Here is a 15,208-nt window from a genome sequence, read left to right on the forward strand (position 1 = left end):
GGCATCTTTCACCAGCGGTGCAGTTTGCTTCTTCCCGAATGGTCGAGCATCAGAATCAGGTTACATCATGGCGTCGCAGTATTCGGATGAGTTATACCAAATGTTAAGCATATCTGTGCTCGCTGCAACAGGGAGAGTCGCTATCGATTACGTTGAAAACTAAGCCCATTCCTTCCTCCTTTCCTGTTTGGGTCGCCCCCCCGCTGTCGGGGGGGCTTTCTTTGTTCAGGATCTGAACAGGCAATCCGCATCGGTTTTTTTATGAACTGGAGTCAATTTTTGGTGAGGTGGGACGATAATAAGACTGTGGTGTGAAAAGAGTTTTTAACAGCGCGTATGGTATCGAACCAATAGCCAGACTTTCGTAGTCTGGTTCTGATAATAAAAACCAACACGAGTTAACAACATGCTATTAGGATCCAGGAACAAGGTCACGACCGGTCTTGACATAGGCGCCTCGTCAATCAAGCTCGTGCAGATGGAGAATCGTGGCGGGAGCTTTGCGGTCCGTTCTATGGGGATTCGCGAGCTGCCGGTCGAGGCGATCGTGTCTGAAGAAATCAAGGACCGCGACACAGTTATCTTCAACATTCAGAATCTGGTAGAACAGACTGACCCCAGAATCAAAGAGGTTGTGCTGAGCATCTCTGGACATGGTGTGCTCACCGACAAGATAACAATTGACAAGAAAACCGGGGCGGAAGCTGAGCAGGCTATTTACTTCGAGGCGGAGCAGCGGGCACCATTCGATGTCGAAGATGTGACGATGGACTATCACATCATCGACATTAATGAAGAAACAAACAAGATGGATGTGCTTCTTGTAGCTGCAAGGAACGAGTTTCTCAGCGCATATCTTCAGGTAATCCAGGATGCCGGATTGAAGCCGGTTCTGGTCGACACTGACGCATTCGCCATCCTCAACGCGTATGAAATCAATTATGATATCGACCCGGAGAGAGTGACGGCGTTGGTAAACGTCGGTTATGATATCACCAATATTACCTTTGTCAAAGATGGAAAATATCATTCGACCCGCGACATATCGGCTGGTGGAAGAACGATTTTTGACACAATTCAGAGAGAGTTTCGACTCAATCAGGAATTGACAGCCAAGGCTATCAAAGGTGAAATGGAATCGTCCATAGACCAGGATATGCTGAAGGCGACGATCGTAACATCTGCCGAAGAAATGCTCTCGGGTATAGAAGTGGCGTTTTCATATTTCAAGTCCTTGGCGAAAGTCAACACAATAGATTGGATCATCCTCTCCGGAGGCGGTGCGTTGATTCCGTATCTGCCGGAGTTTATCCAGTCGACGCTGAATGTCCCGATCGAGATTGCGAATCCTCTCAGGAACATCGAATACGATCCGGAAATGTTCAGCTTCATTCAGCCGGAAAGAATTGCTCCTCTGCTGACCGTGCCGATCGGACTGGCAGCCAGAAAGGTGAAGTAGCACTATGATAGAGATCAATCTTCTTCCAAAAGAATATCGCAAGCGGGCGAGAACGTTCCACCTGGAGAAGAAGTCAATCTATGTTGCGGCAGGAGTTGCCAGCATAGTCTTGCTCTTTGCGCTTGTTACTTTCTATCAGCATTATCAACTCTCTTCGCTTGATGAAAAGATAGCCCTGGCCAACAGTCAGAGGATGCGCCTCCAGGAAGACATTCGACTGATTGACGGTCTGACAGACCTCAAAGAGAAGATTCTGACTCGTATGGAATCAATTGAACGTCTCGACAGGCACAGAGCGGTCTGGGTAGATGTCCTCCAGGATCTCAATCAACGGGTCCCCGATTTCCTGTGGCTGACAAGAGTCGCAGAGATTCGTGAAGATACGAAGGCGAAGGCGGCTAGAGCGAAGCAGGTTCCCGGTCAGCAGGCCGCGGACACCATTCCGCAGGTAGCTGAGTTCGTTTTTGCAAAACCTGTCCCGACAGAAATGGAAGGCTATGCTTTCACACTGAGCAGCATAGCGTCATTTCTCGTTGGACTGACCAAGTCAGACTATTTTGAGAATATAAATCTTTCCTTTGCCAAGCAGGAAGATGTGACAGGGATCAACGCCTACAGATTTAAGGTTGGCTGCGATCTTGTATTCCAACGGGCACTCGACAAGTCCGCTCCCATAGAGGACGTCTGGGTTCCCACCATTGCCGAGAAGTAGCCAACGGAGGAATAGATGGACCTTAAGGATCCCAAAACACAGAAAATAGCCCTGGTGATAATGGGGTTTTTCCTGGTAACTTATTTCTGGTATTCCCGAGTATATTCGACGAACGATGAGCAACTGGCCATGAAACGAGGCCAGTATGAGTCGATCATGACGGATCTTAAAGCCGTCGAGATGAAGGCTAAGAGCCTTGACGGGCTTCGCACCGAATATGATGATCTCAAGGAGCGTTACCAGGCAATTGAACTTCTGCTGCCAGATGAGAGACAAGTTCCGAAGTTCCTCGTCCAATTGCATTCGGCAGCCGCGCTGACTCAATCGAGATTGCTGGAATTGTCTCCTTTAACGATTGAAGATGCGCCTTATTACTCGGTCTCTGACTACGAGTTGAAGTTCACCGGGACTTATCACGAGCTGGGTGAATTCCTGGCGAGTGTTGCCAATTTCCCATTCATTACGAATGTCAGCCATGTCGAGATTGATGGCATTCCAGAGACATCTTTGGAACAATCGCGAGACAAGAGAGCCATGCACGACACAAGAAGCCTGGAAGCGAAGCTGGTTCTGTCGACCTACTTCGTTCGTCCGGAAGATAAACTGAGCGGAATCAACCAGTAGGTGCAAGTATGTTTTCAATTACGAATAAGCAGTCAGTGTTCTCGAAGCTTGCAATAGTAGGACTACTCCTGGCGGTTCCGGCAGTTCTATCAGCAGCCGTCACCGTCGATAATATTAGTCTGAAGAAGCAAGGGAAGTTCACCGAAGTAACGGTCTATGTCTCAGACGCCGTCGAATTCGAGCATTCGATCGTAGAGCCCGGTGCCGGTAAACCGTACCGAGTTGTGCTCGATCTTAATGACGCCCGGCACATGTTGCCGCACTACAACTTCGATGATCTGCCGAGCCAGACGGTAACCAGTATCCGGACGAGTCAGTTCTCGGTAAATCCGGAAAAAATCGTACGCATAGTGCTCGATGTCAGAGGGCATGTCACGTACAAAATCAGTGAATCGCAGAATACTGTAACACTGGTGATAGCGACCCCCGATGACAGCGAGTTCCCTTTCTGGTGCGCACAACCCCTGTCTGAAGCGGAGAAGATCCAACTGGCGCTGGGAGAGGGCAGCAATACGAAAGGGACTTCGAAGGCCGATCCCGGCAAGGATCAGAAATCAAGTCCGGTGCTGGTCAGCAGCAAGGTGTCTGGTTCGCCTGACAGCGGCCCCAAGATCCCTGCACAGGCTGAACCCACAGCAACTACAAAAACGAAGAAATCTCCTAAGAGCGATGATCCGGTAATGGCAACGAATGTCATGAAGGGATTGCCAGAGGCTGATCTGCCGATCACAACCACGCAGACATCCGAAGAGCCGGTAGTCGCACTCGATAAGAAGGAGCCGGTCGCATCAGAAGCCGACAAACCGAATAAGAATATTTCAGTTCATAAGCCAACGCCGGTTGAGCCAACTCCGTGGCAGGTGCCCGCAGAGCCATTGGTGCTGCTGGCGCAGACTGACGATAATAGGCCCGCGGCGCAAAATGAAGCAGATGATACTCCCACGCCGAAAGTCATCGAGGAGAAGAAGAATAACTCAAAGCAGAGTGGTTTCACCGATTCTGCAGCGAGCATGAAGCCTCAGACTCCCGGAATGAACGAGGATATGGATTCGGGCGATTCGAGTCCTGCGATGCCGACACCGGCCAAGCCGTCAGATCGGGGTAAGTCCGATTCTGAGCAATACAGGATCAATCCGGACAAACCAACCAAGACAAAGGGTACCCTTGCAGAACGCTTCCCGAAACGGAAAGTTGTTCAGTACTCGTCCTGGGGAAGTCGCGATCCGTTTGCACAACTCATCGACAGAGCCCACGGCCGCGAGCCGGGCGAGATCCCGGATGTCGAAACGCTTCGTCTCGTTGGAGTGCTGCAGGGAGATGACGGCTCGAGTGCGCTTCTCGAGGACGTCGAAGGATATGGTTACATCCTGAAAGACGGCGATCCGGTCAGAAACGGTTATGTTGTTCAGATCGGTGAAAAGAAAATCATTTTCCAGATACAAGAATACGGCTGGAGTCGCACAGTCGCTCTTAAGATAGAAACGGAAAACTAAAGTGAGGATATGATGCGCTTAAGAATTGTGAGAACGACTTCATTGGCGATCCTGACCGGAGCACTTCTGCTGCTCTTAGGCTCAGTCTCTCTGATTGGTCAGGGATCGGTTACAGATCCTAACAAGCCGATCAAATCGCTCAATTTTCAGAATGCCGAAATAAGGTCGGTCATAGACCACCTTGCTGATTACGGTCAGGTCAATATGGTGACTGCGCCATCGGTCGAAGCGACCGTCAATCTGAGTCTCAAGGATGTCACCTGGAAGCAGGCACTCGATATCGTAATGAAAAACTTCGGACTGACGGCAGTTCAGGAGGACGGGTACATTCGCGTTCTTCGGACCGAAGAATGGATGACCGAATCAAAGTCACTTCAACAGCATCACGCTGACCAGAACAGTATCGTTCCGTTGGAAAGCAGGATTATCGACGTTGACAATGCTGCTGCGGCTGATCTTGTAGTTCCGCTCAAGTCTCTTCTGACTGCCCGAGGCGGCGTCGAGATCGACGCTCGCACGAATTCGCTGATAGTCCAGGATATTCCCGAGAACCTGACCAAGCTGGAAGCTTTCGTTAAAGAACTTGATCGCGAGACTTCGCAGATCAAGATTTCGGCGCAGCTTGTGGAAGTGTCATCGAGTGCGCTGGAAGAAGTCGGTATCAACTGGGAATTCAGTGGTTTCAAGGTTGAATCAGACGGAGACAAGTACGAACACTCTGAGAAGCTCTTTGGCGCCGATCAAGTCCCTGACCCCATTTCCGAGTTCACATTCGGGACAATTCAGGATGGCTGGGATTTCCAGGCCAAGATCGCTGCACTGATTTCTGACGGCAGAGGCAAGATCCTCGCTCACCCGGAGATCACGACTGTTGACAACAAAGAAGCCCGCATCCAGATGGGACAAAAAATCCCGGTCAAGCAGTTCGATGGATCGGGAAACGTCGTCATAGTCTATGAAGAGATCGGTACTATCCTGAGAGTGACGCCGCACATCACATCTGAGAACAGAATATTGATGCATCTGAAGCCGGAGCGATCCACCTATGAGTTCGATCCGAATGGTCTGATCATCAATACCAACAACGCCGAAACAAACGTCGTTGTGGAAAACGGTCAGACTGCGGTTATCGGTGGCCTGACTACACAGGATGTCCTTGAGAACGAATCGGGTGTGCCGATCGTAAAGGATATTCCGATTATCGGCTACTTGTTCAAATACAAAAAGAAAGTCGTGGAAAACCGCGATCTCATTATATTCGTAACTCCGACGATTGTGGACAACAGCCTTGCATCAAACGAGGGGCCGTAGTTTTAAATAACGAACTCAGCTATCTGTAGAAGGAGCGATAGAATATGTTCCAGAAGACTTTGAATAGGAGGGCGTTATCCCGATGGATCTGGCTCTTCGCGGCCGTGTTGATGCTCACGCTCGCCGGATGCGGTGATGACAGCCTCGTTGGAGGCGACGGCAACGACGACCAGGTCATCAACTTCGACGGCAACCTGCGTATCACAAACTTCATGTATGAGGTTGGTGACACGATTTACCAGAATCACTCCGTTGTCGTCAGCGGTTGGGTTCGTGATTCACTCTCGAATCCGGCAACCGGGATTACTGTGTACTACTATGCTGAACCAGTCGGCCAGGGGTATTTCTCGAAAGCTGTCGACACGACCCGGCTTGACGGTTCTTTCAGCACAAGCTACTACCCGGTTAACCCGGGGCCAGTCACGATCTTCGCCCAGATCGCAGAAGACAAACTGACAGCGAAGTCAAAGACTGTCGAGATCAGCGGTGGCACCCCCGGAGACGATACACCTGATTACACGTTTGAGTTCTTTGCTCCCGAAGGTTTCGTGCTTGCCGACGGAGAGAACGAAGTTGAGATACTGCTTGTAGTGCATACCGGGCCTGGAGAGCCTGCAGAAAACGGCACTGTTGTAAAACTGTGTGCCGGTGAGCGATTCGAAGATGTCGACGGAAACGGATATTTCACAGAAAATGTCGATAACGTCGAATGGGATGCAAATGAAAATGAAATTTGGGACCGAATCGGTGTTGTCCCGGCGGCGGTGACAACCTCCGACAGCACGGCGATCTTCACCTACACGGCAGGAACCACATCAGGACTCGTGTTTATCCGCGCCACCATCGGCGAAGGATCTAACTCGATCTATGGTGAATTTGCCCTGTCGTTACGTCCGAGCGAGGATGTGGCATACATTAAGCTGTCAGCCGCTTATCCAGAGATGCAGGTAAAGGCTACCGGCGGAATCGAGTCCACGAATCTCATCGCATATTGCTATGACAGATTCGGCAACCCGGTTCAGCAGGATATCGGTGTGGAGTTCTTTATAGTCTCCGGACCGAACGGAGGAGAGAGTATCCAGAATGAGGGAACCGGACCGGTAATTGCATATACCAATGTGCTAGGTGCTGCAATGGTCACTCTGCTTTCCGGAACCGTTTCCGGTACGATCACATCCCAGGCGAAAGTCGGCACTGTCTATTCAGATGCTGTCCTCGTCGATGTGAACGCCGGACCTCCGGATCATCTGTCGGTTGGCGTTGCTCCCTGCAATGTTCGAGGATGCGGATGGATAAATGTTACAGCAGATGTAATAGTGTTGGTTGAAGACATGTACGACAACCCTGTCATGGATAGCACAGTGGTGCACTTCTTTACCAATACAATCGGTATGATCGATGCACTGTCTCTGACTGTAGACGGCATAGCTCAGTCTGTATTCCGATCGACGAACGAATGTCTGGACGGACGCGCATGGATCACGGCCGAGACAGACGGCGGAAGGGTCAAAGACAGCACATTCCTGATTGTCAGTGGGCTGCCGGCATATATAAACATATACAGCTACCCTCAGTGGCTTTCTGCTGATGGAAGAGACGCCGGCAACTTCTATGTGACGGTACTTGATGCCAATGACAATTTCGTTGTGAATGGGCAGAGTATTAAATATGATTTCTGGCCAGAGGGAAGTGCTGTAGGTTCAGGAACATCCAATGGCTGTAATGCGAGTGTCGCAGTGGGTGAACTGACGAGTGCGGTTCTGACCAAGGATTATTCGTACTCAGTACCTGATGATGGAATTGGAGCGAACGGAGTCTTGACTGCGACCGTCGGAGATGGTGCCGGTATTTCGCATTCGGTGACTGTCGAACTGCGTACCGGTTATTCCTACACCGATAATTCTGAAGTCAAGATTGCATCTAAGGTGGCTCCCGGATCGTCCGAACCACTATCAGTCCTGATTAAGGACCGCTCTGGCAATCCCCTCAGTGGCCACGCAATCACTGCGGTTGCTTCGACTGGAACGATTACCCCCGGCCCGATCTATACGAATGAGTATGGTGAAGCTGTCGGATTCACGTACACGGCTCCCGGCGCTATCGGCAATGCCTATATCACTGTAACTGATGCCGATCCACGCGGCGGTCTGATAATCACTCAGAAGATCAAGATCGAATACGATAATTAGAATTTGATTTCCCGAGGATACGTAGCAGGGCCGCCCTTCTCAGGGCGGCCCTTTTTTGGTTGCTGTTTATCATATGTATCCGTAGTTTAGCTGCATGAACGAAAAGCAACCCGCGTCGATCAGCACGCAGCATAAACGCTGGAGACTCATCTGTGACCTTCTGGATGAATCAAGCGAAAGCTACTCCGACAGAGTTCTGTTCAAGGATGCTTCCGGCAAGACTATCACATATTCCGAAACGAGGACTGCCGTAGATAATCTTGCCATGGGGCTCATTCTCAGCGGATTGTCGAAGGGTGATCGCGTCGGACTTCTCGGCGAGCGAAACTCATCCGACTGGTGCATCAGTTATCTTTCGATTCTTCGAATCGGCGCGGTTGTTGTGCCGCTTGATTCCGGATTGAAAACGGATGAACTGGCGTCAATGCTCGCGGATTGCGGCGCCTCGGGAATAATCTGCTATGGAAAGGCAGTCGAGACACTCAAGAAAATCAGGCAACAGGTCAACTCGCTGGAGACCATTATCGCGTTTGATACGGGGCGGAGTTACGGTGCTTCCACGGTAGCCGATCTGATCACCAAAGGGAAAGGGCGGACAATCAAGTTCCCCACCGTCGATCCCGACGATCTCGCTGTGCTGATCTACACATCAGGTACGACAGGCAAGCCGAAAGGCGTGATGCTATCCAACAGGAATATTGTCTCAGATATAATCGCTGTGCATAACACCCTGCATTTTGTTCCGGAGGATGTCTTTCTCTCGGTACTTCCACTGCACCATACACTTGAATGCACGTGCGGCTTCCTGACACCAATGTCAAAAGGCTGCAAGATCGTATATGCCCGAAGCTACAAGTCTTCCGAACTGCTCGAGGATCTGCGCGACAACAGAATATCGATCATGTGCAGTGTACCACTGATATTCGAGAAAATGTATCTCGGCTTTCAACGGAAAGTCAGCAAGATCTCTACGCTGAGACGCCTCATGTTTAAAGTTCTCTTCAGATTGTCTGCTATCGGTCTGAAACGGTATTCTTACTGGGGGCGATCCCTCTTCAGATCGACAAGAAAGAGAGCCGGGATTGACAGCATTCGAATGTTTGTTTCTGGTGGAGCGGCGCTGCCGTTCGAAGTCGGCCAGTTTTTCAATGCTCTTGGCATTGTGACGTTGCAGGGATATGGTCTGTCTGAGACATCGCCTGCGCTCTCGATCACTCCCGAAGAGAAGAACAAGATTGACTCTATCGGTCCGCCGCTTACCGGCGTGGAAATGCGAATTGACAATCCGGATGCCTATGGTAACGGAGAGATAGTTGCAAAAGGGCCGATGGTGATGCTCGGCTATTACAATAATCAGGTTGCGACCGATGAAGTCCTCAGGGATGGCTGGTTCTTCACCGGCGACATCGGTCATGTCGATGAAGATGGGTATTTCCACATAACGGGACGGTCCAAGAATGTCATCGTGTCGGCTGCGGGAAAGAACATATATCCCGAAGAGATTGAGGCGCGGCTGAATCTGTCGGACTACATACTCGAGTCGCTTGTGCTTGGCAGGAAAGCGCCAGGTTCGAATGTCGAGGATGTGATAGCGGTAATCGTTCCCGATCAGGAGTTTATCTCTCAGGATGCAAACTCGACGGGACAAGCGGCGGCGCCCTTGGTTGAAGAGATAATATCGTCGGAGGTGAGATCTGTCAGTATGAGTCTCGCCGATTTCAAGAGGATCAAGAAGTTCTATATCCGCACTGAAGAGCTCCCGAAGACATCTACACGCAAAATCATGCGCTCACTCAAGATTGACGCCGATGGCAATCTGGTGCGGATGCAAAGAGTGTAGCCGCCGTAAGGTGGAACGTGTTCCACCAAGTCCCCTCAAAATGTAGGTCAAACCCCTGTGGTTTTGACATCTTTCGTATACAACGCCGGAGGCGTTGTCATGCCGACGAAAGTCGGTATCCAGAAGACGTCAAGACTGGATTCCGATGTGCATCGGAATGACAGCCCTTCGGGCTGTTGGGATCATGCACAGCTCAACGCGCGAGAAGGAGTCCCTTCCTTCCCGCCATGAATAGAGCCGTCAGGAAAGGGTTCCTGACGGCGCCTGTAATGATCTATACTTCGAAGACTCAATTTCAAGTTTTGACAGAGGAGATGCAATGTTAAACTGCCGCGCTTCTAGTCAGGCTCGGGCAGATAGGGACGTCTCGAAGCCGTTCCGCCTATCTCCACAGTTCCCCGCGCTATATCTTCACCAACTCCACTCTCCGGTTGTTGGCCTTGCCTTCGGGGGAGTCGTTGGTGTCGATCGGCTTTGTCTCACCCCAACCCTTGCTTTCTAGACGAGAGCCGTCGATTCCAAAACTGCTCGTAAGATAACTCTTCACAGACTGTGCGCGATCATTCGAGAGCGTCATGTTGTAATCATCCGCGCCATCGCTATCTGTATGCCCTTCGATGCTCAGCTTCAGAGTCGGATCGTCGATCAGGAGTTCGCCGATTTCTTTGAGCGTCTTATATGACTCTGCCTTTATCGTATGTTTGCCGGAATCGAAGAGGATGCCGTGTGTAACGATCTTGCCTGTCTCATCGAGCTGCTCACGCATGCTCTTGCCCCCCTCGGCAAATCTGAATCCTCTAAACAGAGTCGGATTTTCCAGATCACGGTACGGCCGCAAGTAGAGCTCGAAACCCTCCGGTGAGAATCCTTCGACCTTCGGGACGTTCGCCACGCGCTCTTCATTGATGTAGCACTTCATCGAGCGGGAGGTAGCCATGATCCTCATGGTATTTACACCCTTTCCGATGCGCTGTGGTAATACTTTACTCGCCAACGAGTGACCCTGAAGATTGAGCCATGTATCGTTGCCGGAAACGATTCCAAATTCGCCAACTATCTTTCCGGCTCCATCGACCCAGCGAATGTAGAAGTAGTTTCCAGACTTGTCAGTACCATTGTCGTAGAATTCAAGCTCGACCGTGTATTTCTCTGGAAGATGTCCCTTCGGAATCTTGGGACTGACAGTACCATTGTCGGTTGCCATGATCCAGAACTCTTTGCCAAGCTTAACAACCTCAAAAACACCTTGCTTTAAATTCCAGCGCCAAGGGAACTCACCTTCTTCGTCACTCTTCATATCGTCATAGAATATGACTCGATCTCCCGGTACGAAATCATACTTGGTGTAGAGTTTCATGTCTTCAGCTGCGGCACCTGGCGCGGCGGGCGTGCCAGTCTCTGAGTCTCCCGCTGATGCTGTTTTCGGTGTGTCTTCAGAAGTGGCAGCCATTTCTTCGCCTGTGTATCTGAAATATTCGCCGGGGAGTTCCTTCTTGATCTCATTGACTGTGTTGCTTATAAGCTCCTTGATAGCGTCTTCCATCGGCTCGCCGGAGTACTGCTCAACCTGTCCCAGCGCACCGATTTCGCCAGAAAGTTCTGACTTGGCAGCGTTGACAGACCAGTCGGTCGATTTGGCATCGATCTTCAACTTCTTGATTTCTTTGCCGGATGCAACATCAGTCAGCGTCAACTCCCATTTCAGTTTCGCACTGCGACCTTCAGCACCGGCAGTACCGAGCGCCTTCTTCTTGAGGGATCCGAGAGCCCCACCTTGTTTGACATGCGGATCGAATTCCTTGACTTCACCGCTTATCACTACGTCTGAGTTGTCTCTCTCGACGAACCTGCCACTCTCGATAAGAGTATTCATCAGCATCGTGCCAATATCAGCGGCTGTTCCACTGCTGCACTTGTCAGCTTTACTCACTATTTTGCCAACTGAGACGCTGGCTTTGTCCGCATCGCCGCCGCTGGCTAGTACCGTCATCATTAGCAGCATGGCGACAGCAATTACTACAATTCGAATAATAGAAAGTCTCTGCATCACTCACTCCCTGTGTCTTGCATCCGTTACCTGAACATGAAGTTGATTTCTCCATTAGTACTGCGACTCAGGAATGTACGAATGGCCAAGTTCCATGTCAACCTCTTTGCTTTCGGGCGCGATAGCCGCATAGCAAATGATGAGTGAATCCGCAAGGCGTCAGAAAGCGCTTGCAAATCTGCATGTCGCAGCTTAATTGAGACCGCTATGACCGAGACTTACGGGATAAGAGTAGATACCAAAGGTGACGGGGACATTCTCGATCTGACCCAGCAGGTGTCTGAGAGTGTCAATAAGTCGGGAATATCGTCCGGTATAGTGACGGTATTCGTGCCGGGATCGACCGCCGGTATAACTACAATCGAGTTCGAACCGGGCTTGCAGAAGGATTTGCCGGAGTTTTTCGAGAAGATCATTCCCAGGAACAAGACATATCACCATGATGAGACATGGGGGGACGGAAACGGCTTCTCGCATCTTCGCGCTGCGTTGGTCGGACCATCGCTCACCGTGCCGGTGGTTTCCGGGAAGTTGATACTGGGTACATGGCAGCAGATTGTTCTGCTCGATTTCGACAATCGGTCGCGGCAACGCGAGATCGTCGTGCAGGTGATTGGGGAATAGCGGGGAATGATAGACTACTACTCGGTGAAATGGATGGACGATTATCTGTCTCTGCTCGATCAGACCCTCCTGCCATCTGAAGAGAAGTATCTGAAAATCACAGACTATCGAGATGTGATCGAAGCGATAAAGAGTCTGCGCGTACGAGGAGCGCCTGCTATTGGAGTCGCTGCGGCCTATGCTACCGTGCTTGCAGCTCGGAACGAATCTGACCCTGCAAAGCTGGCACTGATGTTCGAGGAGATTCGCGCCGCTCGCCCGACGGCGGTAAATCTCATGTGGGCGGTCGATCGGCAGAGTGAAACTCTTTCTTCCACCTGCGTAGAGAAATCCAGCGAAGTGGTGCAGATGCTTCTCCAAGGAGCTAATCAGATATACGACAATGACTTGAGGATGTGTGAGGCGATAGGTGATCATGGTAATGACCTGATCCAGGACGGCTTCTCCATCTTAACTCATTGCAACGCAGGCGCTTTGGCGACAGCAGGCATGGGGACTGCTCTTGCTCCGATTTTTGTAGCTCACGGGAGTGGTAAGAAAGTCACGGTATACGCAGACGAGACTCGTCCGCTGCTCCAGGGAGCCCGTCTGACTATTTGGGAGCTAATGCGGCATGGAATCGATGCCACGCTTCTCTGTGACTCAGCAGCGGCATATTTGATGAGTCAAGGCAGAATTGACATGGTAATCGTCGGCGCAGACCGAATCGCGAAAAACGGCGATGTCGCTAACAAGATCGGAACCCTGAGCGTAGCAATCGCTGCAAGTAAATATGGCATACCGTTTTATGTTGCGGCGCCGAGCTCGACATTCGATGCTGGGACGCCTGATGGGAGCGGTATTATTATTGAGGAAAGAGATTCGGCGGAAATCACTCATATTGGATCGTACGTGACTTCACCGCGCGGAATCAGAGTATATGCGCCGGCATTTGACATAACGCCCGCTGAGCTAATCACCGGGATCATTTCCGAAAAAGGAGTGTTTAGCCCCGGTGAGCATCTGACGTGAGTGCTGAATTCTGAGGGTCTGTCTGTCACAGGTCTGAATAATTCAATTGCTTAGACGAAAAAACTTTGTCACTCGGGACTTGACAAAACAGAATTTATCCATATAATAATTGCTTGAGAAATTTTGGCTCTGATTGAGGAGAACGGATGAAGACTTATATTCCTAAAGTGGCTGATATTGAGAAGAAGTGGTTCGTCGTAGATGTAGATGGCAAGAACTTTGGTCGCCACATTGTTAAGATATCTCGAATTTTGACCGGCAAGAATAAGCCTTGGTATACTCCTCATATTGATACCGGAGATTACGTGATAATTGTCAATGCCAAGAAAGTGGAGATCTCCGGAAGGAAACGGACTGAGAAGAAGTACTACAATTATTCTGGCTATCCTGGTGGTCTTAAGGAGAGAAGTTTCGGACAACTTCTTGAAAGAACACCTGACAGACTCTTTCGCAGAGCGGTCTGGGGAATGATTCCCAAGAACAGACTCGGAAGAAAGATGCTGAAGAAGCTTTTTGTTTACGACGGTCCCGAGCATCCGCATCAGGCGCAGAAGCCGGAACCTCTGTCTCTTGGCAGGTAAATTATTTCTTTCTGAATATAGAAAGGCAGTAGATGCAACCACAGGTTTATTACGCAACAGGTCGTCGCAAGGCCGCCGTTGCGAGTCTTTGGCTAACGCCGGGCGATCCCGCTTGCAACATCAACGGGATTGACTTCAAGATCTACATGGAGCGGCGGCTCCTTTCCAATCATGTCCAGACTCCTCTTGAGGTCACCGGCACCGTGGGTAAAGTCGGATTCAAGTGCAAAACTCAGGGTGGCGGGAAAAAAGGCCAGGCCGGAGCTGTCAGACTGGCTCTGGCACGTGCTCTAATGAAGATGGACGAAACGCTCAGGAAGCCGCTGAAAGAGGCAGGATTGCTGACCCGTGACGCCCGAGAGGTTGAGCGTAAGAAGTACGGAATGGTCAAGGCCCGTAAGAGATTCCAATTCTCGAAGAGATAATCTCTCTATAAATGATGCACATCTGTGGATTCGGAGGGTGGTCGCGCAAGTGTCCCTTCGGAGATGAAGCAGGTGGAAGTTTAACCAACAGGAGCACACATGCTGCAAGTCACCATTAAGGACCTTCTCGAAGCAGGCGTTCATTTTGGGCACCAGACAAGACGCTGGAATCCCAAGATGAAGCGATTCATCTTCACCTCGAAGAATGGCATTTACATCATCGATCTCAAGAAGACTCTTCTTTCGCTCGATCGAGCCTGTCAAAAGGTTCGCGAGGTTCTCGATAAGAATCAGAAGATTCTCTTTGTCGGGACAAAGAAGCAGGCTCAGGTAGTAATCAGGGAAGAGGCGGCGCGATGTGACCAGTTCTTCGTCACCGAGCGATGGCTTGGCGGCATGCTGACCAATTTTCAGACTATCAAGAAGAATATCAAGAGGTTCAAGGACCTCGAAAACATGAAGGCTGATGGAACGTTCGAAAAGCTGACCAAGAAAGAGGTGGCGGGACACGAACGCGCAATCACGAAGCTTGAGAAAGCACTTGGCGGCATCAAAGAGATGAATGTCCTGCCCGGCCTTGTTTTCGTAGTCGATGTCAAGAAGGAACACATCGCAGTGGCCGAAGCTTCCAAGCTCGGCATTCCGATCGTTGCGATTATTGATACAAACTCCGATCCTGATCCGATCGATTTCCCGATTGCGGGAAATGACGATGCTATCAAGTCGATCAGGATTATTACGAAAGAGATATCGCGGATAGCGATGGAGTCACGGAGTAGACTCAAGGATCAGGCGGAGGCAATGTCAGAGAGTAGAGATGACACTGCCGCTCATCGGCCTCATCGTGACTTGGCTGATGGTGGCGAGACCGCACACGAGGTGTAAACATCGA

Annotated in this window: 13 protein-coding genes; 12 read left to right on the forward strand and 1 reads right to left on the reverse strand. The window is 50.5% G+C overall.

Annotation, left to right across the window (positions count from 1 at the left end; genetic code table 11):
* Nucleotides 1–406: 406 nt before the first annotated feature.
* The 7 genes from KKH67_11070 (at nucleotide 407) to KKH67_11100 (ending at nucleotide 9,628) form a co-directional block, all read left to right on the forward strand.
* Complete coding sequence (locus KKH67_11070) at nucleotides 407–1,459, forward strand: pilus assembly protein PilM (protein MBU1319719.1); 1,053 nt, start codon at nucleotides 407–409, stop codon at nucleotides 1,457–1,459.
* Nucleotides 1,460–1,463: 4 nt separating this feature from the next.
* Nucleotides 1,464–2,171, forward strand: coding sequence for a PilN domain-containing protein (locus KKH67_11075; protein ID MBU1319720.1), 708 nt, complete (start codon nucleotides 1,464–1,466; stop codon nucleotides 2,169–2,171).
* A gap of 15 nt (nucleotides 2,172–2,186) precedes the next feature.
* A complete protein-coding gene (pilO, locus tag KKH67_11080) occupies nucleotides 2,187–2,795 on the forward strand; it encodes a type 4a pilus biogenesis protein PilO (GenBank protein MBU1319721.1) in 609 nt (202 codons plus the stop codon).
* An 8-nt stretch (nucleotides 2,796–2,803) separates the two neighbouring features.
* Nucleotides 2,804–4,288 (forward strand): AMIN domain-containing protein, encoded by a 1,485-nt coding sequence (locus tag KKH67_11085; protein ID MBU1319722.1) that lies wholly within the window; start codon nucleotides 2,804–2,806, stop codon nucleotides 4,286–4,288.
* Between the two features lie 12 nt (nucleotides 4,289–4,300).
* Complete coding sequence (locus tag KKH67_11090; protein ID MBU1319723.1) at nucleotides 4,301–5,599, forward strand: hypothetical protein; 1,299 nt, start codon at nucleotides 4,301–4,303, stop codon at nucleotides 5,597–5,599.
* A gap of 44 nt (nucleotides 5,600–5,643) precedes the next feature.
* Nucleotides 5,644–7,788 carry an Ig-like domain-containing protein gene (locus tag KKH67_11095; protein MBU1319724.1) on the forward strand — a complete coding sequence of 715 codons (2,145 nt, stop codon included), beginning with the start codon at nucleotides 5,644–5,646 and terminating at the stop codon, nucleotides 7,786–7,788.
* Between the two features lie 94 nt (nucleotides 7,789–7,882).
* A complete protein-coding gene (locus KKH67_11100) occupies nucleotides 7,883–9,628 on the forward strand; it encodes an AMP-dependent synthetase/ligase (GenBank protein MBU1319725.1) in 1,746 nt (581 codons plus the stop codon).
* 403 nt (nucleotides 9,629–10,031) lie between these two features.
* Here KKH67_11100 and KKH67_11105 read toward each other — a convergent pair whose 3' ends face one another.
* Entirely contained in the window at nucleotides 10,032–11,675 is a 1,644-nt protein-coding gene (locus tag KKH67_11105) for an OmpA family protein (protein ID MBU1319726.1), read from the reverse strand.
* A gap of 207 nt (nucleotides 11,676–11,882) precedes the next feature.
* Between KKH67_11105 and KKH67_11110 the strand changes: the two genes are divergently transcribed.
* From KKH67_11110 to rpsB, 5 genes are all read left to right on the forward strand, one after another.
* Nucleotides 11,883–12,299: a secondary thiamine-phosphate synthase enzyme YjbQ gene (locus tag KKH67_11110; GenBank protein MBU1319727.1), complete on the forward strand. Its 417-nt coding sequence runs from the start codon at nucleotides 11,883–11,885 to the stop codon at nucleotides 12,297–12,299.
* A 6-nt stretch (nucleotides 12,300–12,305) separates the two neighbouring features.
* Nucleotides 12,306–13,310 carry an S-methyl-5-thioribose-1-phosphate isomerase gene (gene mtnA, locus KKH67_11115; GenBank protein MBU1319728.1) on the forward strand — a complete coding sequence of 335 codons (1,005 nt, stop codon included), beginning with the start codon at nucleotides 12,306–12,308 and terminating at the stop codon, nucleotides 13,308–13,310.
* Between the two features lie 146 nt (nucleotides 13,311–13,456).
* A complete protein-coding gene (gene rplM, locus KKH67_11120) occupies nucleotides 13,457–13,891 on the forward strand; it encodes a 50S ribosomal protein L13 (GenBank protein ID MBU1319729.1) in 435 nt (144 codons plus the stop codon).
* A 32-nt stretch (nucleotides 13,892–13,923) separates the two neighbouring features.
* Nucleotides 13,924–14,316, forward strand: a complete 393-nt coding sequence (gene rpsI / locus KKH67_11125) for a 30S ribosomal protein S9 (GenBank protein MBU1319730.1) — start codon at nucleotides 13,924–13,926, stop codon at nucleotides 14,314–14,316.
* A gap of 99 nt (nucleotides 14,317–14,415) precedes the next feature.
* A complete protein-coding gene (gene rpsB, locus KKH67_11130) occupies nucleotides 14,416–15,201 on the forward strand; it encodes a 30S ribosomal protein S2 (GenBank protein MBU1319731.1) in 786 nt (261 codons plus the stop codon).
* Nucleotides 15,202–15,208: the final 7 nt, after the last annotated feature.

This window comes from Candidatus Zixiibacteriota bacterium (genome assembly GCA_018820315.1).
In the GTDB taxonomy this organism is placed as follows: Bacteria; Zixibacteria; MSB-5A5; order JAABVY01; family JAHJOQ01; genus JAHJOQ01.

Bases quoted from the DNA above. Each gene is read 5' to 3' on its own strand.
- KKH67_11070 (MBU1319719.1), top strand. From the start codon at position 407: ATGCTATTAGGATCCAGGAACAAGGTCACGACCGGTCTTGACATAGGC.
- KKH67_11075 (MBU1319720.1), top strand. From the start codon at position 1,464: ATGATAGAGATCAATCTTCTTCCAAAAGAATATCGCAAGCGGGCGAGA.
- pilO (MBU1319721.1), top strand. From the start codon at position 2,187: ATGGACCTTAAGGATCCCAAAACACAGAAAATAGCCCTGGTGATAATG.
- KKH67_11085 (MBU1319722.1), top strand. From the start codon at position 2,804: ATGTTTTCAATTACGAATAAGCAGTCAGTGTTCTCGAAGCTTGCAATA.
- KKH67_11090 (MBU1319723.1), top strand. From the start codon at position 4,301: ATGCGCTTAAGAATTGTGAGAACGACTTCATTGGCGATCCTGACCGGA.
- KKH67_11095 (MBU1319724.1), top strand. From the start codon at position 5,644: ATGTTCCAGAAGACTTTGAATAGGAGGGCGTTATCCCGATGGATCTGG.
- KKH67_11100 (MBU1319725.1), top strand. From the start codon at position 7,883: ATGAACGAAAAGCAACCCGCGTCGATCAGCACGCAGCATAAACGCTGG.
- KKH67_11105 (MBU1319726.1), bottom strand. From the start codon at position 11,675: ATGCAGAGACTTTCTATTATTCGAATTGTAGTAATTGCTGTCGCCATG.
- KKH67_11110 (MBU1319727.1), top strand. From the start codon at position 11,883: ATGACCGAGACTTACGGGATAAGAGTAGATACCAAAGGTGACGGGGAC.
- mtnA (MBU1319728.1), top strand. From the start codon at position 12,306: ATGATAGACTACTACTCGGTGAAATGGATGGACGATTATCTGTCTCTG.
- rplM (MBU1319729.1), top strand. From the start codon at position 13,457: ATGAAGACTTATATTCCTAAAGTGGCTGATATTGAGAAGAAGTGGTTC.
- rpsI (MBU1319730.1), top strand. From the start codon at position 13,924: ATGCAACCACAGGTTTATTACGCAACAGGTCGTCGCAAGGCCGCCGTT.
- rpsB (MBU1319731.1), top strand. From the start codon at position 14,416: ATGCTGCAAGTCACCATTAAGGACCTTCTCGAAGCAGGCGTTCATTTT.